Here is a 22,235-nt window from a genome sequence, read left to right on the forward strand (position 1 = left end):
TAAATCCAAAGAAAAACGGGACCATTTCCCATGCAAATGTTTCAGATGCTGAAGCAAGCGTCGGCCGGACATTCGACCCAGTGCTTGCCCTCCCCCGCCAGCCAGCTCACGAGCGCCGCCGACGGCATCGGCCGGGCGAACAGATAACCCTGGCCGATGGCGCAGCCTTCCGCCTCCAGCATGCGGTGCTGGGCTTCGCGCTCCACCCCCTCCGCGACGACGGTCAGGCCCAGCGCCTCGCCGATCTGGACGATGGCGCGGACCAGGGGGCGGTTGGCGGCGTCGATGTCCAGTTCCTTGACGAAGCTGCGGTCGATCTTGAGTTCGCCGACCGGAAAACGCTTCAGATAGCTCAAGGACGAATAGCCGGTGCCGAAATCGTCAATGGACAGGGTGACGCCCAGCGCGTGCAGGGCGTCCAGCGCGTCATGGACGCCGATCTCCTCCGTCATCATCAGCCGTTCGGTGATCTCCAGCGTCAGATCGTTGGCCGGGATGCCGTTGGTGGCCAGCGCGGCGCGGACCTGATCCGGCAGGTCGCCGCGGGCGAAGCGGACGGCGGAGACGTTCACCGCCAGCCCTGGCACCGGCACCCCCGCCGCGCGCCAGCGGCCGAGCTGCGCCACCGATGTCTGCAACACCCAGCTGTCCAGCCGGTCGATCAGCCCGCACTCCTCGGCCAGCGGCACGAACTCCGCCGGCGACACCGCTCCCCAGCGCGGGTGGGTCCAGCGGATCAGCGCCTCCACCCGGTGCAGGCAGTTCGGCTTCAACCGCAACTGGGGCTGGTAATACAGTTCGAACGGTGCCTCGTCCTCCGGACAGCCCGCCTCCTGGCGATCCAGCGCCTCGCGCAGAGCCGCCTCCATCTCCAGCCGGCGGACCGCCTGCTCGTTCATGTCGCGGCGGAAGAAGTGGCAGCGGTTGCGGCCCGCCTGCTTGGCCCGGTACATCGCCGCGTCGGCCTGGCGCAGCAGCGTGTCGAAATCCATGCCGTCGTCGGGATGCACGGCGATGCCGATGCTGGCGGTCGGGGTCAGCGTCAGATCGGCCACCGTCACCGGCACCGCCAGGGCGGCAAGCACCCGCTCGGCCAGCAGCGAGGCATGTGCCGCGTCACAGCCCGGCAGCAACGCCACGAACTCGTCGCCGCCCAGCCGGGCCAGCGTGTCGCCCTCGATGAACAAGTGCTTCAGCCGGGTCGCCACCTCCACCAGCAGCCGGTCGCCGACCGCATGCCCCAGCGAGTCGTTGATGGTTTTGAAGCGGTCGATGTCCAGGAACATCAGCGTCACCGGCTGCCGGGTGCGCCCGGCAAGCGCCAGCGCCGCGGTGGCGCGGTCGGCCAGAAGCTGGCGGTTGGGCAGCCCGGTCAGCGTGTCGAAGTAGGCCAGCCGGTTGATCTCCGCCCGCGCCCGGTCATGTTCGATGGCGAGCGCGCACAGATGAACGCAGGCTTCCACCAGCCGGCGGTGAAAAGCGGCAACGGGGCGCGGATGGTGGTAATAGAGCGCGAAGCTGCCCAGCATGCGGGCGTCCCGCCCCTTGATCGGGTTGGACCAGCAGGCGGCCAGCCCATGGGCCAGCGCAATGTCGCGACGCTTGGCCCAGCGCGGATCGTCGGCGATATCGACGGACATCACCGCCTCACCCGCGCTCATCGCGCTGCCGCAGCAGCCGACGTCCGGCTCGATCGGAAGCCCGTCGATGTTGGCAGTGTAGCCGGCGGGCAGCGACGGGGCTGCGGCCACACGCATGCGGTTCTCGTCGTCGCGCAGCATCACCGAGCAGGCGACGTCCGGCGCGCAGGCCTCCACCTGCCGACAGAGGAAATCCAGGACCTGCTTCAGCGACCGGCCGGTCGCCACCAGTTCCAGGACATTCTGCTGCAGGCGGGCCACCGCCTCCGCCCGCTCGCGCTCGTCGAAGCTGCGCATCTCGCACAGAAGCAGCTCATCGTCCCCATCGGTCAGATGCTGCCAGAACAGATCGACCGGGACCGGGTCATGGCGGAGGATCCGCAAGGCGCCGGCACCGGGCGGCGGATGATCCCCCCGCGCACCGTCCCACACCGCTTGCCAGTCACGTCCGCCGAGATCGAGCAGGCTGGGCAGCGAGCGTCCGACCAGCGTCTCCAGGTGGAGGCCGGTCAGCCGGGCAAAGCCGGGGTTGGCACCGACGATGGCGCCGTCGACCGATGTCCAGACCAGGGCAGCGTTCCATTGCGCGGCGGTTGCCCGCAACAGGCGATCGGACGGCAGACGGTCGTCCAGCGCGGTCGCGGCCGAGTCCATGACCCCTGATCCCTCCGGACATGCTTCGGAAACGCCGCGTCGGCGCCCCGGGAGAGTCAGCTAACATGAACACACGCGGCACGGTCAAGGCTCGTCGCGCTTCGGCCAACTTGTTGCAGCCACACAAGAACGGTTCTAATCCGCCATCGCTGAAACCGTTCGTGCACAACAAAAAGGGAGGAAGCGGTTTCCCACTCCCTCCCCATCGTCATTGGCCTTCGGATGGCGCCCCCGGGGGGAGCGCCGTCCTCGGGATCAGCTGCAGCCGGTGGTCGACCCGCAGCTGTCGCACTTCAGGCAGGTGCCGTTGCGGACCAGGGTCATGTTGCCGCACTCGCCGCAGGGATCGCCCTCATAGCCGCGGGCGCGGGCCTCGCGGATGCGGTCGAAGCGCTGGTCGCTGGTGCTGCCGCCATAGGCCGTGCCGGTGGCCGCGGTGGCCGCGACATGGCCCTGCACAGTGGCGGCGGCAACCGCCGGGCTGGCCGACATGGCCGCCTGGGCGGACGCCTGAGTGCCGGCCGAGGCGGTGACGCTGACCGCCGCCGTATCGGTGCCGGTGGCGGCGAAGGCCGCTGCGGCGCTGGCACGCTGGACCTGACCGCCCGTCTGGCCGCCATGCAGGACGCGCAGGTTGTTGCGGACATAGCCGGTGGAGGCGATGCGGCGGACGATGTCGGACGGCTGCACCTGGGTGTCCGGCAGGTCGCCCTGCTTGTCACCACTGCCGACCGTCGACGGCACCAGATCCTCCGGCGTGGCGTGCGCCAGATCGGTGCGGTTCAGGTAGGAGATGGCGATCTCGCGGAAGATGTAGTCGATGATCGACGTCGCCATCTTGATGGTGTCGTTGCCGGTCACCATGCCCGACGGCTCGAAGCGCGTGAAGGTGAAGGCCTCCACGAACTCCTCGAGCGGAACGCCATACTGCAGGCCGATCGACACCGCGATGGCGAAGTTGTTCATCAGCGACCGGAAGGCGGCGCCTTCCTTGTGCATGTCGATGAAGATCTCGCCCAGGCGGCCATCCTCATACTCGCCGGTGCGCAGGTACACCTTGTGGCCGCCGACATTGGCCTTCTGGGTGTAGCCCTTGCGGCGGTGGGGCAGACGCTCGCGCGAGCTGCTCTTCCGCTCGACCACCCGCTCGATCACCTTCTCGACGATGCGCTCGGTGACCATCTGGGCGCGGACGGCGGCAGGCGCCTCGATCATCGCATCGACCGCCTCGCCATCTTCCTCGTCGTCAAGCAGGGCGGCCTGCAGCGGCTGGCTCAGCTTGGAGCCGTCGCGGTAGAGCGCATTCGCCTTCAGGCCCAGGCGCCAGGACATCAGGTAGGCGTCCTTGCACTCGTCGACCGTCGCCGTGTTCGGCATGTTGATGGTCTTGGAGATGGCGCCGGAGATGAAGGGCTGCGCCGCCGCCATCATCGTGATGTGCGATTCCCAGGACAGGAAGCGCTTGCCGATGCGGCCGCAGGGGTTGGCGCAGTCGAACACCGACAGATGCTCGTCCTTCAGGAAGGGCGCGCCCTCCAGCGTCATGGCGCCACAGCAGAACGTGTTGGCCGCCTCGATCTGGGCCTTGGTGAAGCCGATGTGGCTCAGCAGGTCGAAGCCCGGGGCGTCCAGCGTCTCGGCCGGGATGCCCAGCGTCTGGGTGCAGAAGTCGGCGCCAATGGTCCAGCGGTTGAAGACGAACTTGATGTCGAAGGCGGTGGCGAGGTTGCCCTCGAGCCGTTCCAGCAGCTCGGCGGTGAAACCCTTGGCCTTCAGCGACTCGTGGTTCACGCCGGGGGCGTTCTTCAGCGTGCCGTGGCCGACGGCATAGAGCGCGATCTCTTCGATCTGGTCCGGGGTGTAGCCGAGCGTCTTCAGCGCCTCCGGCACCAGACGGTTGACGATCTTGAAGTAGCCGCCGCCGGCCAGCTTCTTGAACTTCACCAGGGCGAAGTCGGGCTCGATGCCGGTGGTGTCGCAGTCCATCACCAGACCGATGGTGCCGGTCGGGGCGACCACGGTGGCCTGGGCGTTGCGGTAGCCGTGGGCCTCGCCCAGTTCCAGCGCCTCGTCCCACACGCGGACGGCGGCGAGCGCCAGTTCCTGGTCCGGGCAGAGGTCGGCGACGAAGGGCACCGGCTCGACCGCAAGGCCCTCATAGCCGTTCATCTCGCCGTTGGCGGCGCGGCGATGGTTGCGGATGACCCGCAGCATGTGGTCGCGGTTGGCCTCGAAGCCCGGGAAGGTGCCCAGCTCCTGCGCCATCTCGGCCGAGGTGGCATAGGCGACGCCGGTCATGACGGCGGAGATGCCGGCGCAGTAGGCGCGGCCCTCGTCCGAGTCGTAGGACAGGCCGGATGCCATCAGCAGGCCGCCGAGGTTGGCGAAGCCGAGGCCCAGCGTGCGGAACTCGTAGGAGAGCTGGGCGATTTCCTTCGACGGGAACTGCGCCATCAGCACGGAGATTTCCAGCACGATGGTCCACAGCCGGCAGGCATGCTCGAACGCCTCGACGTCGAAGGAGCCGTCCTTCAGACGGAACGACATCAGGTTCAGCGACGCCAGATTGCAGGCGGTGTCGTCGAGGAACATGTATTCCGAGCACGGGTTCGAGGCGTTGATGCGCCCCGAGGCCGGGCAGGTGTGCCACTCGTTGATGGTGCTGTCGAACTGCACGCCCGGATCGGCGCAGGCCCAGGCGGCGTAGCCGACCTTGTCCCACAGGTCGCGGGCACGGACGGTCTTCACCACCTTGCCGTTGGTGCGGCCGATCAGGTTCCAGTCGGCATCGTCCAGCACCGCCTGCACGAACTCGTTGGAGATGCGCACGGAGTTGTTGGAGTTCTGGCCGGAGACCGTCAGGTAGGCTTCCGAATCCCAGTCGGTGTTGTAGGTCTTGAACTCGATCGAGGTGAAGCCCTGGCCGGCGAACTGGATCACGCGCTGGATGTAGTTCTCAGACACCTGATCCTTGCGGGCGGCGAGGATCGCCTTCTTGAGCTCCTTGTTTTCCTTCGGGTCCAGGCCCGACTGGGCGGCGGCCATCACCGACGTCAGGTGCTTCTGGCAGATCTTGGAGCCGGTCACGAGTGCTGCGACCTTCTGCTCCTCGTTCACCTTCCAGTCGATGTAGCCTTCGATGTCCGGGTGATCCATGTCCACCGTGACCATCTTGGCCGCACGGCGGGTGGTGCCGCCCGACTTGATGGCGCCGGCCGCGCGGTCGCCGATCTTCAGGAAGCTCATCAGGCCCGACGACTTGCCGCCGCCGGCCAGCTTCTCGCCCTCGCCGCGCAGACGGGAGAAGTTGGAGCCGGTGCCCGAGCCGTATTTGAACAGGCGGGCTTCACGCACCCACAGGTCCATGATGCCGCCTTCATTCACCAGATCGTCGGCGACGGACTGGATGAAGCAGGCATGCGGCTGCGGATGCTCGTAGGCCGAGGCGGACGAGGTCAGCAGGCCGGTCTCTGAAATCGACATAGAAGTGGCCCTGGCTCGGGCCGTCGATGCCATAGGCCCAGTGCAGGCCGGTGTTGAACCACTGCGGGCTGTTCGGGGCCGCCATCTGGGCGGCCAGCATGAAGCGCATCTCGTCGAAGAAGGTGTGCGCGTCGGCCTCGGTGTCGAAATAGCCGCCTTTCCAGCCCCAATAGGTCCAGGTGCCGGCCAGACGGTCGAAGACTTGGCGGGCCGAATGCTCACCGACGAAACGCTTTTCCTTCGGCAGGGCGGCCAGCTTCTCCTGGTCCGCCTCCTTGCGCCACAGCCAGGACGGGACGGTGTTCTCCTCCACGGCGCGGAGCGCTGCGGGGACGCCGGCCTTGCGGAAATACTTCTGGGCCAGGATGTCGCTGGCGACCTGAGAGAAGTTGTCCGGCACCTCGATGCCGGTCTGCTGGAAGACGATCGTCCCATCCGGGTTGCGGATCTCGCTGGTCGCCTGGCGGAAACCGAGGCTGGCGTAGGCGTCCTGGCCTTCGTGCGTGAAACGACGCTCAATCCGCATGATGAGACTGTCCCTTGCTTGGAGCCCGCCGCGGCGCGCTCAAATGGAAATATGGTGCGACCCATCCCGTCGAAGCAGCCGGCGGTCTTCATCCGCCGTCCGGCCCGGCAACGCAGATGGCGCCGTGCAAACAGAGGGCTCGATGCCCGGCTGTCCGCCGTCGCCGCTGTGCTGCCGACCGGGGCCGCCGCTAGAGGCCGGCCGGGTCACGTGAGCGGCATCCTAGCCAGCGCAGCCGGGGCAAGCAAGCCCCACTCTGCTAGATATTGTGGTTGACATCACCGAACCCCTCAAAACCTTGATCTTGTGGTGTTCAACCCGTCACTGCGGATCCTGTTCCCGCCTGCCAAGCAATTTTTTCAGGGGCGGTGGCGGACCGCATCGCGGTCGTGAGGCACAAACTGTAGGCACTCAAATCACCGCCGATGCCGGATCGGACGGCGCCACGCCCCGATTAGAGCGCAAAACGCGGGCGATCACCAGTGCTTCGTTGCAGTGAAAATCAACATCTTGTTGCCTGTGCCCCATTGTACACACCACCGATTCGCTGCGCTTCGACTCGAGGCAAATTGGCGGAATCCAAGGGGCGACTCGAAAAAGGGGGTGAAGCAGCCCTCGAGTCGCCGCCGGTCGGCCTGCGGATCGACACGGAGGAGGGGTGGCGACGGCCTCCCCGCAACTATTTCAAGCGTCCCCGGTTAAGGCGGGTGGAGCCAAGATGGATCCCGCGGGATCCCATAGATCCTTGGGGGAGGAAAAGCGCCCATGCTGAAGATCACCCACAAGATGTGGTTCGCATTGCCGGCACTGACACTGCTTGTCGGTATAGCGACTCCGCCGGGTGCGGCTGCCCAGAGCGTCATCATCAATGGTTCGACTCCGGCCGTCGGTGCGGCGGTGGAACGCAAGACCGGCCCCAGCGTCGACCAGCTGATGGACCGCAGCGTCCTCGGTGCCGACGGGTCGAAGATCGGCACCGTCACCGACGTGATCCTCAACGACAAGGGCGAGGCCCAATACATCGTCATCCATTCCGGCGGCATTCTGGGCTTCGGCGGCAAGAACATCGCGGCCGACCTGACCCTGGCCGACCTGCGGACCGGCACCGAGGCGATCCATCTGCGCGAGGTGACGGCCGCCAGCGTGCGCGACATGCCCGAATTCCGCTACGACGACAGCATAACGTCGCTGACCCGCAGCCCGGAGCCACGGCGGCATTAGCAAAATGGAGCAATGAAAAAGGCCGCGCCCCAACCGGGACGCGGCCTTTCTCCTACCCTTCCGGGAGATCGCTAAGCCCCCTCCCCTGCGGCGACGCAGGAAAGGACGGCGTCAGGCGATCACTCGTCGTTCTGCTGCTTGCGCTTCAGAGCGGCACCCAGGATGTCGCCCAGCGAGGCGCCCGAGTCGGACGAACCGAACTCGGCCATCGCCTGCTTCTCTTCCTCCATCTCGCGGGCCTTGATGGACAGCGAGATACGGCGGGAAGCGCGGTCGATCTGGGTGACCTTGGCATCGACCTTCTCGCCGACGGCGAAACGGTCCGGGCGCTGTTCCGAACGGTCGCGGGACAGGTCCGACTTGCGGATGAAGCCGGTGTAGCCCTCGCCGACGGTCACTTCGATGCCGCCGTCCGTCACCTGCGTCACGGTGCAGGTCACGACTTCGTTCTTCTTCAGGCCGGCAGTGGCCGACTTCGAACGGGTCGCTGGCCAGCTGCTTGATGCCGAGGCTGATGCGCTCCTTCTCGACGTCGACGTCGAGAACCTTGACCTTGACGCGGTCGCCCTTCTTGTACTCGGCGATCGCCTCTTCACCCGACTTGTTCCAGTCGAGATCGGACATGTGGACCATGCCGTCGATGTCGCCCGGGAGGCCGACGAACAGACCAAACTCGGTGATGTTCTTGACTTCGCCTTCCAGCTCGGTGCCGGGACCGAACTTGTCGGTGAAGGTCTCCCACGGGTTGTCCAGGCACTGCTTCAGGCCGAGGCTGATGCGGCGCTTCTGCGGATCGACGTCCAGGACCATGACCTCGACTTCCTGCGAAGTCGACACGATCTTGCCCGGATGGACGTTCTTCTTGGTCCAGGACATTTCCGAAACATGGACCAGGCCCTCGATCCCCGGCTCCAGCTCCACGAAGGCGCCGTAGTCGGTGATGTTGGTGACGCGGCCCTTGAACTTCGCGCCGACCGGATACTTGGCCTCGACGCCTTCCCACGGGTCGGCTTCGAGCTGCTTCATGCCCAGGCTGATGCGCTGGGTTTCCGGGTTGAAGCGGATGACCTGGACCGTGACGGTCTGGCCGATCTGCAGGGCTTCCGACGGATGGTTGATGCGGCGCCACGCGATGTCGGTGACGTGCAGCAGGCCATCGACGCCGCCCAGGTCGACGAACGCACCGTAGTCGGTGATGTTCTTGACGACGCCCTGGAGGATTTGGCCTTCCTTGAGGTTGGCCACCAGCTCCGAACGGGCCTCCGCACGGCTCTCTTCGAGCACGGCGCGGCGCGACACGACGATGTTGCCGCGCGAGCGGTCCATCTTCAGGATCTGGAACGGCTGCGGGGTGCCCAGCAGCGGGGAGATGTCGCGGACCGGACGGATGTCGACCTGGCTGCCCGGCAGGAAGGCGACGGCGCCCGACAGGTCGACCGTGAAGCCACCCTTGACGCGGCCGAAGATGACGCCGGTGACGCGGGTCTGGTCGTTGAACGACTTCTCCAGCAGGGCCCAGGCTTCTTCGCGCTTCGCCTTCTCACGGCTCAGCATCGCCTCGCCGTTCTTGTCTTCCATCCGCTCGAGGTAGACCTCGACGGTGTCGCCCGCCTTCAGCTCGGGCGGCTGGCCGGCAACGGCGAATTCCTTCAGCGCGACGCGGCCTTCCGACTTCAGACCGACGTCGATGGTGACCATGTCGTTCTCGACGGCGACGACGCGTCCCTTGACGACCGTACCTTCGAGCGACTCGGCCGCGCCCAGCGACTCTTCAAGCAGAGACGCGAAGCTTTCCTTTTCGACCGTGCGGGCCAGTGACTGTGCCATTGAAACTCCTAAAGGTGGCGCGAAAGCAGCCCCGTTCCGGTCCCGCCCGCGGCAAAACGGGTGGGACCTCGACCGAACCGCCGCGCCGGGCACCACGCCCGGCGACTTGGTTGATGGTTTTCCATGGAGGGGGTCGGACCCGTTCGCGCCGCCACCGGCGGCCCGTCAACGGAAGTCGGAAGCGGCGGCGTTACGCCGTGGGCTTCAGACCGGTTTTCGAACCGATGTGGGCGACCGCCATCGAGAACACCTGATCGGCATCGAGAGCGGACGTATCAAGCACAAAAGCGTCGGCAGCCGGACGGAGCGGGGCCACCGCTCTCTGGCTGTCGCGCGCATCACGAGTCTTCATGTCCTCCAGGACATCGGAGGATATAGCCGGAATCCCCCGTCTCTGCAACTCCTTGAGTTGCCGTTCGGCCCTGACCTCCACCGAAGCGGTAATGAACAGTTTGGCCTGGGCATCGGGGCAGACAACCGTTCCGATGTCGCGCCCATCCAGAACGGCCCCAGGCGCGCCGCCCGGCGGGTGGGCGGCGAAGCGCCGCTGGAAGTCGAGCAGCGCCGCCCGCACCTCCGGCACCGCCGCCACCTTGCTGGCCGCCTGCGCCGCCTCGTCGGTGCGCAAGGCCACCTCCCGCAGGATCGGATGTTCGGGGTGCAGGTCATAGGCAGCCCGCGCCGCCGCCGTATTGTCGGCCGGATCGCCGCCGGCCCGCAGGACCGACACGCCGACCGCGCGGTACAGCACGCCGGTGTCGAGATGGGCAAAGCCGAAGGCGTCGGCGATGCGCTGAGACAGGGTGCCCTTGCCGCTGGCGGCCGGGCCGTCGATGGCGACGACCACGGTCCCGACCGGAGTGCCCTGGTTGGAAAGCGGCTGCGTCATCGCCTCAAGCCTCCACGATCGCGGCACCGAGCCCGTTCATCAGCCCGACGAAATCGGGGAAGCTGGTGTCGATGAAGGCGCCGTCGTCGACCGACACCGGCTGTTCGGTCGCCATGCCCAGGACCAGGAAGCTCATCGCGATGCGGTGGTCCATGGCGGTGAGGACAGTGGCACCGCCCTTCGGCGGCTTGCCGGTGCCATGGACCGTCAGGCTGTCGTCGGCACCGACCTCCACCGACACGCCGCAGCGGGTCAGCCCCTCCGCCACCATGGCGAGGCGGTCGCTCTCCTTCACACGCAGTTCCTTCAGCCCCAGCATCACCGTGGTGCCCTCGGCACAGGCGGCGGCGGCGGCCAGGACCGGGTATTCGTCGATCATGCTCGGCGCGCGATCCGCCGGCACCACGATGCCCTTCAGGGCGCTGTGGCGAACCCGCAGGTCGGCCACCGGCTCGCCCGCTTGGTCGCGGCGGTTCTCGAAGGCGATTGATCCCCCCATCTCCACCAGCGTGTCGTAGAGGCCGGTGCGGCGCGGGTTCATGCCGACGTCGTTCAGCAGAAGTTCGGAGCCCGGCCGCAGCAGGGCGGCGACCGCCGGGAAGGCAGCACTGCTGGGATCGGCCGGCACATGGATGCTGCGGCCGGTCAGCTCCGGCTGGCCGGTGACGGTGACGGCCAGCGCGCCGTCCTCCAGCCGCTCGGTCGTCACGGTGGCGCCGAAATGGCGCAGCATCAGTTCGGTGTGGTCGCGGGTCGGCTCCGCCTCGATCACCGTGGTCGCGCCGGCGGTGTTGAGGCCGGCCAGCAGGATCGCCGACTTGACCTGGGCGGACGCGACCGGCAGGCGGTAGGTGATCGGAACCAGCTCGCCGCTGCCGACCACGGTCAGCGGGAGACGTCCGCCGGAGCGGCTGACGAAGCGGGCGCCCATCTCCTCCAGCGGCTTGGTGACGCGGGCCATCGGCCGTTTGTTCAGCGAGGCGTCGCCGGTGAAGACGCAGGAGATCGGATGGCCGGCGACCAGCCCCATCAGCAGGCGGGCGGCTGTGCCGCTGTTGCCCATGTCGAGAACCTGCGCCGGTTCCTGCAACGCACCCAGCCCGACGCCGCGCACGCGCCAGACACTCCCCCCTTGGCCGTCGTCGCTCCGCTCCGCCTCGGCGCCCAGCAGACGCATGGCAGCCGCGGTGTGCAGCACATCCTCGCCCTCCAACAGGCCATGGATCACCGTCTCGCCCACGGCGATGGCGCCCAGCATCAGCGACCGGTGCGAGATCGACTTGTCGCCGGGCACGCGGATGCTGCCCCGGATCGCGCCGGTGGTGGTGGAGCGCAGCGGCCTTGCGTGCGTCATGGGACGGGTCCTTCGGATCGGAACGGGAAGCGGTTGTGGCCGCCGTTCCTATCACAGCCCCCGCCTCGATGCGAGAGGGGCCAAATCGCCGCCTGTACCGGCGCCATCCGCTCCAGGGTCCCGGCCGCACCCCGGCAGCCTCCGCCTTGCGCACATGAAAAGAGGCCGCCCGTAAGCGGCCCCGAGTTCAAGGAGGAAACCAAATGGAGGAGTTGCACGGTGTGCAGGTCCGTTCTAGCGAGTTATGGTTAACGCCGTGTAAAGGCAACCCCTGCCCGGGCGGGATACCACTTTCCCGCCGGTGCTGCGACGCCGCGGCGGCCGGCTCGTCTCATCTTTTTTTTGACAAGCGCCGCAGGGCATGGCAAAGGGCGCCTCTTGAGAACCCCCCTGATTTTTGTGACGGAGGACGTGGCGTGGCCAAACCCGAATGGGGCGTCAAGCGCATCTGCCCGAGCTGTGGCGCTCGTTACTATGACATGCGCAAGGACCCGCCGGTCTGCCCGAGCTGTGGCGCGCAGTTCGATCCTGAGGCTCTGCTGAAGTCCCGCAAGGCCCGTCCGGCCCCGGTCGACGACACCAAGAAGGCGGCTGTCGTGGCCGAGGACGAGGAAGAGGTCGAGACCGAGGCCGAGAACTCCGGAGCTGGAGGATGCCGAGGACGACATGTCGGTCGACGACATCGAGGAAGCCGACGACACCGCCGAGGACGAGGACGATGTCCTGATCGAGGACACGTCCGAACTGGGCGAGGACGACATGGACGAGGTCGTCGACGTCGAGGGTGAGGACGAGGAGGAGCGCTGACCGGCGCCCCTCCCAGTGGCGGCGGGACGGCCGGCGGGGTGGTGAAAAAAGCGCGAAAGGACGAATTTTCCGCTTGCATCACTCCGCTGCCTGACTATTATCCCGCTCCACCAAGGCCGGACGGAAACGACCGGCCCCCAGAGTTAAGGGGCCATAGCTCAGCTGGGAGAGCGCTACAATGGCATTGTAGAGGTCAGGAGTTCGATCCTCCTTGGCTCCACCAAATCGATCAAGGGCCTGGTGAGTAATCGCCGGGCCCTTGGTGCGTTTGGACCGGGCACCAGATAAAGACGCCGGTTCGGTGCATAGTTGCGGAACTCCATCGGGCCGCATGGAAATGCCGCCGCGCTGCGGACGGCACGACGGCATCTCCAGTTGCCGGGACCAGCTACTTCAGCCAGCGATCGAAAACCGCCTGATACTGGCCGGTGGCGACGGCCTGGTGCAGCCACTGGTCGACCCACAGCTTCAGCACGATGTCGCGCGGCAGCAGGAAGGCCTTCTCCGAGAAGTCGAAGGGCTGGTCAGGATGGACGGCGCACAGTTCCGGATGCAGCTTCTGCTGAAGCCGCGTCTCCACCGCGTCGGTGATCATCAGGTCGGCCTTGCCGGCGACGATCTGGTCGAAGATGGTGACGTTGTCCAGATGGACTTCGATCTGGGCCGTGCGGATGTTGGCGCGGGCGAACTTCTCGTTGGTGCCGCCAGGGTTGACGATCAGGCGGACGCCGGGCTTGTCGATGTCGGCGACGGTCTGGAAGCGGTCCTTGTTCTCGCAGCGGGTGATCGGCGTCTTGCCGTCGCGCATCAGCGGATCGGAGAACAGCGCCTTCTTCTGCCGCTCCAGCGTGACGGAGACGCCGCCGACGGCGATGTCGTACTTGTCCGCCAGCAGGTCGGGCAGGAGGTTGCCCCAACTGGTCTTCACGAACTCCACCTTCACGCCCAGCGCCTTGCCCATCGATTCGGCGAGGTCGATGTCCATGCCCTCGAACTTCTCGGTCTGCGGGTTCAGGTAGGTGAAGGGCTTGTAGTCGCCGGTGGTGCCGACGCGCAGCGTACCGGCCGACAGAACGGCATCCAGGCGCGAGTTTTCAGCCGGCTGTGAAGCGGCCGATGCCGACGGAGCGGTCTGCGCCAGCGCACCGGCGGACGACAGGGCAGTAACGGCACAGACCAGCACCGCGCCGACGGCTGCGGCAAGGCTCCGGCCGCTGTGGCGCAGGGTATGGACAGGCATGAAAATCCTCCCGATGCATTGTTTGCCGCCCGGATGGTACGGCGCAGGGAGGATTGTGGCGAGGGGCTGCGATCCGGACGAACGGAGTTCAGATATGCAGCCGCTAAAAAATGCGGCAGCCCCAAGAGCAGCCCTGGAACGGCGAAGGCCGCGAACCCGTTCCGGTTCGCGGCCTTCAGAATGGTGGGCGGTACTGGGATTGAACCAGTGACCCCTACGATGTCAACGTAGTGCTCTCCCGCTGAGCTAACCGCCCACTGTAGCAACCGGCGGAGAAGCGCTTGGCGTCGTTCCGTCCGGCGTGGGCGGGTGTATACCGACCTCCTTGCCGACACGCAAGCTCTTTCGCACCACCCATCCGCTTTTTTTATCCGCCGGCGGCAGGGAGGCGGCCGGCCCCCTCACAGACGGTTCCGTGACAGAGGTTCCGTGACACTGGGGCCGGCGTCCATTACATCATTCGATCATGGACGCCTCCTTCGACGCGCAACGCGGCGCTGGTGCCGGTGCCGACCCGGCCGCCGCTCCGCTGCCCAACGCCCCGGCCTTCGAAATTCTGGCCCCGCAGAGCCAGAGGCTGCCGCTCGTGCTGGCATCGCCGCACAGCGGCAATGCGTATTCCGCAGAGTTCCTCGCCTCGTCCCGCCTGGATGCCCGGGCGCTGCGCAAGTCGGAGGATTGCTTCGTCGACGAGATCTTCGCCTTCGCCCCGGGCTTCGGCGTGCCGCTGATCCGCGCCCTGTTTCCGCGCGCCTATCTGGACGTCAACCGCGAGGCCTACGAACTGGATCCGGAGATGTTCGCCGATCCGCTGCCGGCCTATGTCAACACCCGCTCCCCCCGGGTGGCTGCGGGGCTGGGCACCATCGCCCGCGTGGTCGCCAACGGCGAAGACATCTACAAAGGCAAGCTGCGCTTCGCCGAGGCGCTGGACCGCGTCAGCCGCTGCTACACCCCCTATCACAACGCGCTGCGCCAACTGGTGGACGGCACCCGCGACGCCTTCGGCCATGTCCTGCTGATCGACTGCCATTCCATGCCGTCGGGCAGCGTCACCACCGGTGGACGGGGCAACGGGCGCGGCGGCACCCATCCCGACATCGTGTTGGGCGACTGTTTCGGCAATGCCTGCGCCCCGGCGGTGATCGACGCGGCGGAGGATTACCTGCGCGGGCTGGGCTATGCGGTCAGCCGCAACAATCCCTATGCCGGCGGCTACACCACCCGCCATTACGGCCGGCCGCGCCAGGGCATCCACACGCTTCAGATCGAAATCGCCCGAGATCTCTACATGGACGAGGCGGCGCTAACCCGCCTGCCCTATCTTGGCACCCTGGCCCGCCACATGACCGAACTGGTCGACACGCTGGGCCTGCTGCCGCCCGACGGGCTTGGTCCGCGCTGACCCTCCTGCCCCCCGGCCAACGGACCGTCAGGCCAAAAAAAGGGCCGCGGGCGGACCCGCGGCCTTCAGTCTAGGGAGGAAACGCCCAAGAAGTGCGTTACGCCAACGTCCACGCCGAGGCGCAACCGTTGCCGCACTGCACAATATGAGCGCGTGGCGTCCCGGCTTCAAGCCCAAAAAGAATTTCTTATTCATTACATCACGTTAATCGAGACAGGAGATACCGCGAACCGGATAGGATCTCATCTAGATTTGCTGCACCGCAGCATAACCTTTCGTGAAACAGTTTGCCCCAAAGGACAAAAGGTGCCGTACCTTCGGACCGCTATCGTGAGCGTGACGGCGGGAGTTCGGAACCAAGGCCGCCCTTTGTCGTTTCGCAGTGGTCCAATACCGGGTGTCCGCCACGGCGGCCCTGAAGTTGCGGACTGCGGAACGCCCTGCCGGCGGCCAATAAGGAGAAGAAGATCGTGAGCAGGCTCGTCGTCGTATCCAACCGGGTCGCCCTTATGGAAGAGGGCAAGCAGGCCGCAGGCGGTCTCGCCGTCGCCATCCTGGCAGCCTTGAAGAAGACCGGGGGCATCTGGTTCGGGTGGAGCGGAACGGTCGTCGATGGCGAGTCCCAGGCGGAGCCGACCAAGACGGAGGCCGGCAAGCTGACCTACGCCACGCTGGATCTGGGCCGCCGCGATCATGAGGAATATTATAACGGTTTCGCCAACCAGACCTTATGGCCGCTGTTCCACTACCGCCTGGGCCTGATCTCGGTGAACCGTCGCACGCGCGAGGGCTATTCCAGGGTCAACGCCTATTTCGCCGACAAGCTGGAGCCTCTGCTGCGCCCGGACGACATGGTCTGGGTCCACGACTATCACCTGATCCCCTTCGGCGACGAGTTGCGCCGCCGCGGCTGTTCGCAGCGCATGGGCTTCTTCCTGCACACGCCCTTCCCGCCGCCGGAACTGCTGACCGCCCTGCCCAACCACCGCGACCTGATCCGCGAGCTGTGCGCCTACGATCTGGTCGGCTTCCACACCGCCACCGACCTGCGCGGCTTCTGCGACTACATCCGCACCGAGACCGACGGCACGGTGGAACAGCGCGGCGCCTACGGCACGGCGATGATCCGCGCCTTCGGCCGAACCCTGATGGCGAAGGTGTTTCCCATCAGCATCGATACCCCGGCGCTGGAAAGCCTGGCCCGCACCGCCGGCCGCTCGCGCCAGGCCGAACGGCTGCGCGAAAGCCTGGTGGGACGCCGGCTGATCATCGGCGTCGACCGGCTCGATTATTCCAAGGGCCTGCCGCAACGCTTCGCCGCCTTCGAGCAGCTTCTGGAAAGCTACCCGGAGCATTGCAACCGCGTCTCTTTCCTTCAGGTCGCCCCGCCAAGCCGGGAGGATGTGCCGGAATACATCGCCATCCGCCGCGAATTGTCGGAGATGGCCGGCCGCATCAACGGCCGTTTCGCCGAGTTCGACTGGCAGCCGATCCGCTACCTGAACCGCAGCTTCGGCCAGCGCGTTCTGGCCGGCTTCTACCGGTTGGCCAATGTCGGGCTGGTGACGCCGCTGCGCGACGGCATGAATCTCGTCGCGAAGGAGTATGTCGCCTGCCAGGACGCCGACAATCCGGGCGTGCTGGTGCTGTCCCAGTTCGCTGGTGCCGCCCACGAGATGGGCGAGGCGCTGATCGTCAACCCGTTCGACATCGAGGGCGTCGGCGACGCGCTGCAACGGGCGCTGACCATGCCGCTGGGCGAGCGCAAGGAGCGCCACGCCGCCCTGATGCAGACCCTGCGGCGGCAGGACATCAACTGGTGGCGCGAAAGCTATGTAGACGCATTGACGCGGGCACCGTATGACTTTCCGGTCACCTGAGCATCCGCTCGGCCCACCAACAGCGCAGATCCGGATCCATGGCCGCCGACCTCTCCCCCGCCATTCCCGGCACCGCCGGTAACGCTGCTCCCATTCTGGCCCCCATTCTGGTTGCCGACATCGGCGGCACCAATGCCCGCTTCGGCCTGATCGACGGACGCATCGTCCGCGACACCCGCGTGCTGCGCTGTGCCGATTACGCCTCGATCGAGGATGCGGCCACCGCTTACCTGACGGCGGTCGGGCTGGCGGCGGTCGGCACTCCCGGCCGGCCGCGGCGCGGCGCCTTCGCGGTGGCCGGGCCGGTTACCGGCGACCGCATCGCCATGACCAATCTGGTCTGGCAGTTCTCCGTCAACCGGGTGCGGGACGCGCTGGGGCTGGACGGGCTGGTCGTCATCAACGACTTCACCGCCGTCGCCCTGTCGGTGCCGCGTCTGGCCGAAGAGGATCGCCGCCAGATCGGCGAGGGCGCGCCGCAGGCGGGTGCCGTTGTCGGCGTGCTGGGGCCGGGCAGCGGGCTGGGCGTGTCCGGTCTGGTGCCGGGCGCCAACAACCGCTGGACCGCACTGTCGGGCGAGGGTGGTCATGTCACCATGGCGCCGATCAGCGACCGCGAAAGCGCCGTGCTCGGCCAGTTGCGCAAGAGCTTCGAGCATGTCTCGGCCGAACGGGTGCTGTCCGGCCCCGGCCTCGTCAACCTCTACGGCGCGCTGTCGATCCTGGACGGGCGGGAGCCGGCCGCCCTCACGCCTGCGCAGGTGGCCGACAACGCCCTGAACGGCAGCGAGGCCCATTGCGTCGAGGCGGTGGAGATGTTCTGCGCCATGCTGGGCACCGTCGCCGGCAACCTCGCTCTGACGCTGGGCGCGCGCGGCGGCATTTATATCGCCGGCGGCATCGTGCCGAAGCTGGACACGCTGTTCACCCATTCCCGCTTCCGCAAGCGCTTCGTGGAGAAGGGCCGGATGCGCGATTTCCTCGCACCGGTGCCCAGTTACGTCATCACCCACGAACTGCCCGCCTTCCTGGGCCTCGCCGAGGCGGCAGGAGCGGAATAAGGCCCGAACAGTAGGGAAGCCACTGGAGGGGTGCGGCCGATTGCGCATCCCATCGGTGGTTCCCCCTATTGCGCGACTTGTCGCTTGAACCGGCGGGTCGCCCTCCACATGGTTGTTCCCCTCTCTTTCGGATTTGCATCGGAACACCATGCCTGCCGACCTTCGTGTCCGTTTCCTGCACCCGTCGGGCGCCATCGGCCCCGGCAAGATCGCCCTGCTGGAGGCCATCGACCGCACCGGCTCGATCTCCGCCGCCGCGCGGTCGCTGGACATGACCTTCCGCCGCGCCTGGTTCCTGGTGGAGACGATGAACACCGCCTTCCGCGAACCGGTGATCCGCACCTGCGTCGGCGGGCGTGAGGGTGGCGGTGCCGGCCTGACCCCGCTGGGCCAGGAGGTGGTCGCCCGCTATCGCCAGACCCAGGAGGAGGCGCGCAAGGCCGCCGAGCCGCATCTGCGCTGGCTGGACGAAGTGCTGAAGGAGACGGAGACGGAGAGCCGGGCACAGGCTACAAGACTCGAATGCCGATGGCACGACATAGGCCGCGCCCCGATGCAGGCGGCCATCGAAGCAAAGGGCGGCGCCCTCATGGATGAAAAGATTTCTCGAGAAAAAGATCGCGCAGATCATTATAGAAGATTTTGAACCCGAAGAACATTTTTGAAAAGCAGAATAATGGAAAAATCCGTCAACATCGCATATCTTCCACGGCTCGACCATCTCCGTGCATTTGCAGCTCTTATCGTTTTATACTACCACTCGTTTCAGATCCTCCCACAATCGGCGGGTGGGAACCTGATTGAAGGTTGGGTCCATACAAAAAACCCGTTGCTGGCGATGGTGGTGGAGGGACACACCGGCGTCGCGCTCTTCATGGTGTTATCGGGCTTCATCTTCACATGGGGCGCAAACGGCCGTGAAGTCTCTTATTTCGGCTTCCTGCGGAACCGCTTGCTCCGAATCTATCCTCTCTATGCCTGGCTTCTCCTTGTCGGTATCGCCATGACGCCGGATGCCGTCGATCCGGCCAAAATTCTCGAGATGGCGGTTCCATTCCTGAATGCCGGGAACAAGGCGACCTACGGGGTAGCAACCAGCCTGTTCTGGACGGTCGCCGTCGAGTTCCAGTTTTATCTGATCTTCCCCTTCCTGCTGTCGATCCTGAACCGGCAGGGATGCCGACAACTGGCGTTGATGATCCTGTGCGCATTCGTCTATCGGCTCATCGCCGATCAGTTCGGCGCGAATTCCCGCGCAATCGCTTATTGGACGATCGTCGGACGCATCGATCAGTTCCTGATCGGCATGATCGCGGCCGTGGCGCTGCGCCGCTGCAACGATACTCCACAGGGCGCCTTGTGGCTCGGCCGGGCCTTCCTGCCCGCAATCCTTCTGATGCTGACCATGATCACGGTTTTCCATCGGGCCGGAGGTTATCCGGTGATCGCCACCTGGAAGACAGTCTGGCCCACCGTCGAGGCGGCCGGCTGGGCACTCGTCATTGTGACCTATCTGTCCGTCCGCATTTCCGGTTCCCCCGCCCTATCGCGGATGACGGCTTATATCGGCTCGATCTCCTATTCCATCTATCTGACCAACTTCATCGTCATCACGCAGATCGGGAAATACGGTGACATTCTTAAGCTGATGCAGAATCCGCACATCAATGCGCTGCTGGTCTGCACGGCCGTGGTTCTACCGGCGTCGATCGCTCTTTCCACCCTGACCTATTTCGCCATCGAACAACCGTTCATGAAGATGCGCCGGAAATATATGGTCGAACCGCAACGGCCATTGCGCATGGCCGCCTGATCCCGCCGTTCGCCCGACATGCCGATTTCGCGGTGCAACGTCCGCTTTTTCTTCCATGCGCGCCGTGCAGCCCTGGGCAACCGGAAGTCCGATGGTGCGGCGGGACGAGGCACCGTACATATGGCTCTGTTGCAGCTCGGCGCCAGCGTGACCGTACGGCAACAACCCGTTTCCCCCGACCTCATCCGGCATCCGGACGGGCCGCAGCCGCGGCGCCGCACCGCCGTGCCTTTGCCCGAGCCGATCCCCCCGCCATGCTGTCCCTCCCCCTGCCCGTCACGGCCGCCGACGCCTTCGGTGCCGCCGCCTTCGCCGGTTCGTGCCTGTGGCCGCTGATGAAGAAGCGCCGTGCCCTGCTGGCCGGGCAGGCCGCCACCAACCTGATGTTCATCACCCACTATGTGCTGCTGGGGGCGCACACCGCCGCGGCGCTTTGCCTGCTGGTGGTGGCGCAGGCGCTGGCGGCGCTGCCGGAAGGGCGCAGCCGCTGGCAGACGGCGATCTTCGCGGCGACGGTGCCGGGCGTCGCCGCCATCGCACTGTTCACCTGGTCCGGCCTGCCGTCTGCGCTGTCCAGCCTGGGCATCACCTTCTCCACCCTTGCCCGCTGGCAATCGGACGCGGTCCGCATGCGCATTCTCCTGCTGGTGGCCGGCGGTTTCTGGGTCAGCCACAACGCGCTGGTGATGTCGCCCTTCGCCATGGCGTCGGATGCCTTCTGTGCCGCCGCCAACCTGCTGCGCCTGCGCGGCGCGCTGCGCAGGGAGGAGGCTCCGGCAGCGGTGCCAGCCGCAAATGCCAATGCGCTGCCCTCCGGCGCCGCCGCCGCCTGAACCGTCCTCACTGGAACGGGCTAACGCCTCCGGACGGGTTCTCCCTGTCCGGGGGCGGTCGAATTGGGCACTGGCGCACCGGCACCGTCGCGCCTAAAAGAGGCCTCGTGCACCGCAACGGCAGCGACGAAGGACGGCCCATTCATGCTGAAGCGTCTTTACGACTGGACCATGGCCAAGGCCGCGTCGAAGGATTCGACCGCTTGGCTGGCCGGTGTGTCCTTTGCCGAAAGCTCCTTCTTCCCGCTGCCGCCGGACCTGCTGCTGGTGCCGATGGTCATCGCCAACCGCAAGGCGGCGTGGAAGCTGGCGACGATCTGCACGCTGGCCTCGGTGGTCGGCGGCATCGCCGGCTATATGATCGGCTATTTCCTGTACGAGACGATCGGCCGCTGGGTGATCGAGTTCTATCACCTGACCGACAAGTTCGAGCAGCTGCGCCACACCTTCGTCGAGTACGGGGCGGAAATCCTGATCATCAAGGGCATGACGCCCATCCCCTACAAGCTGCTGACCATCACAGCCGGCGTGGCGCATCTACCGCTGTGGGTTTTCATCGGCGCTTCGATCATCTCGCGGTCGATCCGCTTCTATCTGGTCGCGGCTCTGCTGTATTTCTTCGGTCCGCCGATCCGCGCCTTCATCGAAAAGCGGCTGACCCTCGTCACCAGCGTGTTCGCGGTGGCGCTGATCGGCGGCTTCCTGGTGGTGAAGCTGCTGTAAGCCGCCACCCTCTTCCAGACAGACAGGACCTCCATGCCTCCGCGCGGGCGCCCGCCCCATCCCAGCCGCGCCCGCTCCCGGACCGCAGCCCCCGCCCTCTCGTCCGCACCGTCAGCCCCGGAGCCCACCGAATCGCGCAAGCTGTTCCGCGTGGCCGGGCTGGCCGCCGTGTCCGCCCTGTTCACCCATGAGCCGGAGCGGGTGGAGCGCCTGTTCTTCGACGAGCGGCTGAAACCGGCGGTCGGTGCCTTCTGCAAGGCGATGGCGGCGGCCCGCAAGCCCTACCGCATGGTGGAGGCGGAGGAACTGGCGAAAGTCGCCGGCACGGTTCTGCACGGCGGCGTGGTCGCGCTGATGGCGCCTCGGACGCTGCCGCTGTTCGACACCGAGGCCGCGCGCCGGGCAACGGAGCCGCTGCTGATCCTGGACGGGGTCGGCAACCCGCACAATCTGGGCGCCATCCTGCGCACCGCCGCCTTCTTCGGCCTGCCCCGCGTCCTGGTCTCCGACCATCCCGGCCAGGCATTGCCGTCCGAGGCCGCCTATCGCGTGGCGGAGGGCGGGTTCGAGTGGGTGGCGCTGGAGCGCGCCCCCGCCCTGCCGGCCGTGCTGAAGCGGCTGCGCACCAGCCACCGGGTGTTCGGGACGGCACTGGACCAGACCCGGCCGACCGTCGATGCCGGCGCGCTGACGGGCTGGCGCGGCAAGCAGGGTGTGAAGCCGCCGGCCGTCGTGCTGGGCAACGAGGAGGACGGCATTCCGCCGGCCACGCTCGCGGCCTGCGAGGCAGTGCTGACCATCCCCGGCAGCGGCCGCGTCCAGTCGCTGAACGTCGCCGCCACCGCCGCCATCCTCATCCATGCCCTGGCCGCCGGGTAA

General features: G+C 66.5%; 14 protein-coding genes, 2 tRNA genes and 3 pseudogenes. 12 read left to right on the forward strand and 7 right to left on the reverse strand.

Features of this window, described 5'->3' with window-relative positions; translation table 11 throughout:
- Positions 1-41 precede the first annotated feature (41 nt).
- Both ACWPN3_RS22435 and ACWPN3_RS22440 read right to left on the reverse strand, forming a co-directional pair.
- Positions 42-2,294, reverse strand: a complete 2,253-nt coding sequence (locus ACWPN3_RS22435; RefSeq protein WP_492241221.1) for a putative bifunctional diguanylate cyclase/phosphodiesterase — start codon at positions 2,292-2,294, stop codon at positions 42-44.
- Positions 2,295-2,549: 255 nt separating this feature from the next.
- Positions 2,550-6,303 (reverse strand): annotated as a pseudogene (locus ACWPN3_RS22440) (vitamin B12-dependent ribonucleotide reductase).
- 765 nt (positions 6,304-7,068) lie between these two features.
- Here ACWPN3_RS22440 and ACWPN3_RS22445 point away from each other — a divergent pair.
- The gene (locus tag ACWPN3_RS22445) at positions 7,069-7,524 is read left to right on the forward strand and encodes a PRC-barrel domain-containing protein (RefSeq protein ID WP_109051901.1); all 456 of its coding nucleotides are present in this window, start codon (positions 7,069-7,071) and stop codon (positions 7,522-7,524) included.
- Between the two features lie 119 nt (positions 7,525-7,643).
- Here ACWPN3_RS22445 and rpsA read toward each other — a convergent pair.
- From rpsA to aroA, 3 genes and pseudogenes are all read right to left on the reverse strand, one after another.
- Positions 7,644-9,351, reverse strand: a pseudogene (gene rpsA / locus ACWPN3_RS22450) (30S ribosomal protein S1).
- A gap of 190 nt (positions 9,352-9,541) precedes the next feature.
- Positions 9,542-10,198, reverse strand: a complete 657-nt coding sequence (cmk, locus tag ACWPN3_RS22455) for a (d)CMP kinase (protein WP_492261896.1) — start codon at positions 10,196-10,198, stop codon at positions 9,542-9,544.
- Positions 10,199-10,244: 46 nt separating this feature from the next.
- Positions 10,245-11,594, reverse strand: coding sequence for a 3-phosphoshikimate 1-carboxyvinyltransferase (gene aroA / locus ACWPN3_RS22460; protein WP_492241222.1), 1,350 nt, complete (start codon positions 11,592-11,594; stop codon positions 10,245-10,247).
- A gap of 203 nt (positions 11,595-11,797) precedes the next feature.
- Between aroA and ACWPN3_RS22465 the strand changes: the two are divergent.
- From ACWPN3_RS22465 to ACWPN3_RS22475, 3 genes and pseudogenes are all read left to right on the forward strand, one after another.
- Positions 11,798-12,169, forward strand: a pseudogene (locus ACWPN3_RS22465) (TIGR02300 family protein); the annotation flags it as partial.
- A gap of 91 nt (positions 12,170-12,260) precedes the next feature.
- A complete protein-coding gene (locus ACWPN3_RS22470) occupies positions 12,261-12,401 on the forward strand; it encodes a hypothetical protein (RefSeq protein WP_492261912.1) in 141 nt (46 codons plus the stop codon).
- A 147-nt stretch (positions 12,402-12,548) separates the two neighbouring features.
- Positions 12,549-12,624 (forward strand) — tRNA-Ala (locus tag ACWPN3_RS22475).
- Between the two features lie 165 nt (positions 12,625-12,789).
- Here the strand turns inward: ACWPN3_RS22475 and ACWPN3_RS22480 are convergent.
- Both ACWPN3_RS22480 and ACWPN3_RS22485 read right to left on the reverse strand, forming a co-directional pair.
- On the reverse strand, positions 12,790-13,641 hold the full coding sequence (locus tag ACWPN3_RS22480) for a transporter substrate-binding domain-containing protein (protein WP_492241223.1): 852 nt from the start codon (positions 13,639-13,641) through the stop codon (positions 12,790-12,792).
- 181 nt (positions 13,642-13,822) lie between these two features.
- Positions 13,823-13,897, reverse strand: a tRNA-Val gene (locus ACWPN3_RS22485).
- Between the two features lie 210 nt (positions 13,898-14,107).
- On the opposite strand from ACWPN3_RS22485, the gene ACWPN3_RS22490 reads away from it, so the two are divergent.
- The 8 genes from ACWPN3_RS22490 (at position 14,108) to ACWPN3_RS22525 (ending at position 22,235) form a co-directional block, all read left to right on the forward strand.
- On the forward strand, positions 14,108-15,046 hold the full coding sequence (locus tag ACWPN3_RS22490) for an N-formylglutamate amidohydrolase (RefSeq protein ID WP_109448567.1): 939 nt from the start codon (positions 14,108-14,110) through the stop codon (positions 15,044-15,046).
- Between the two features lie 470 nt (positions 15,047-15,516).
- Positions 15,517-16,926 (forward strand): alpha,alpha-trehalose-phosphate synthase (UDP-forming), encoded by a 1,410-nt coding sequence (otsA, locus tag ACWPN3_RS22495; protein WP_098738939.1) that lies wholly within the window; start codon positions 15,517-15,519, stop codon positions 16,924-16,926.
- Positions 16,927-16,964: 38 nt separating this feature from the next.
- Positions 16,965-17,987 (forward strand): glucokinase, encoded by a 1,023-nt coding sequence (locus ACWPN3_RS22500; protein WP_109448565.1) that lies wholly within the window; start codon positions 16,965-16,967, stop codon positions 17,985-17,987.
- Between the two features lie 148 nt (positions 17,988-18,135).
- Positions 18,136-18,633 carry a winged helix-turn-helix domain-containing protein gene (locus ACWPN3_RS22505; protein ID WP_492261753.1) on the forward strand — a complete coding sequence of 166 codons (498 nt, stop codon included), beginning with the start codon at positions 18,136-18,138 and terminating at the stop codon, positions 18,631-18,633.
- Between the two features lie 30 nt (positions 18,634-18,663).
- Positions 18,664-19,800: an acyltransferase family protein gene (locus ACWPN3_RS22510; RefSeq protein WP_109448563.1), complete on the forward strand. Its 1,137-nt coding sequence runs from the start codon at positions 18,664-18,666 to the stop codon at positions 19,798-19,800.
- Positions 19,801-20,054: 254 nt separating this feature from the next.
- Positions 20,055-20,633, forward strand: a complete 579-nt coding sequence (locus ACWPN3_RS22515; protein ID WP_109448561.1) for a YgjV family protein — start codon at positions 20,055-20,057, stop codon at positions 20,631-20,633.
- A gap of 144 nt (positions 20,634-20,777) precedes the next feature.
- The gene (locus tag ACWPN3_RS22520; protein WP_085090362.1) at positions 20,778-21,356 is read left to right on the forward strand and encodes a YqaA family protein; all 579 of its coding nucleotides are present in this window, start codon (positions 20,778-20,780) and stop codon (positions 21,354-21,356) included.
- A 33-nt stretch (positions 21,357-21,389) separates the two neighbouring features.
- Positions 21,390-22,235 carry a TrmH family RNA methyltransferase gene (locus ACWPN3_RS22525; RefSeq protein ID WP_109448559.1) on the forward strand — a complete coding sequence of 282 codons (846 nt, stop codon included), beginning with the start codon at positions 21,390-21,392 and terminating at the stop codon, positions 22,233-22,235.

Source organism: Azospirillum sp. UENF 111221, assembly GCF_058780625.1.